General features: G+C 26.6%; 1 pseudogene. It reads right to left on the bottom strand.

Features of this window, described 5'->3' with window-relative positions:
• Positions 1-591, bottom strand: a pseudogene (locus O6B72_RS09380) (relaxase/mobilization nuclease domain-containing protein); the annotation flags it as partial.
• Between the last annotated feature and the right edge of the window lie 45 nt (positions 592-636).

Here is a 636-nt window from a genome sequence, read left to right as displayed (position 1 = left end):
ACTATTAAATTTATCTTTTTTAATTGTGTTATTATTTCTATGATATGAGTTATCTTTTAAAATATCTTTCATAAGGACTTGCTTATTTCTTATCTTTAAAAGCTCATCATCAGGCGTTACATTAAGAACAGCCACACCTTTAAAATACTCTTTAAATAAAAAACTATTTTTATCAATTTTATCAGCCTTTAAAAGCTTACTTTGCACGAAATTAAAGCGATTTTTAGCAATATCAATGATAAACTCCTTATTATCATTTAAACGCTTTTTATAGCCATTTTTGTCATCATCACTCAAATTTGAATGCTCCAACAAATATAAGCTTTTATCTAAAATTTCAAGTTTTTTACCAAGTTTAAAAAGACTATTATTTTTACCAAGCATCCTAGAAGCCATCAAACTATCATCAAAGTATTTTATAGCATCATCACCTTGCCTTTTACGATAAATTGCAATCGCCCTACAAACTTTTTTATAATTTTCAAAGTCAGACTTTGTAGCATTTTTACCTTTTGGATAGAGTTTGTGGTAGTTGTATTTAAAATTTTCAAGCAACACAAGAGCCTCTGACCTATCTTTGTAATTAGCCATTTTCATCTCATTAATTTGATTAATTTTATATGAAATTTTATCAAG

This window comes from Campylobacter ureolyticus (assembly GCF_027277485.1).
GTDB lineage: Bacteria > Campylobacterota > Campylobacteria > Campylobacterales > Campylobacteraceae > Campylobacter_B > Campylobacter_B ureolyticus_B.
The sequence above is the reverse complement of the archived record's forward strand: the minus strand, read 5'-3'. Positions and strand labels throughout refer to the sequence as shown.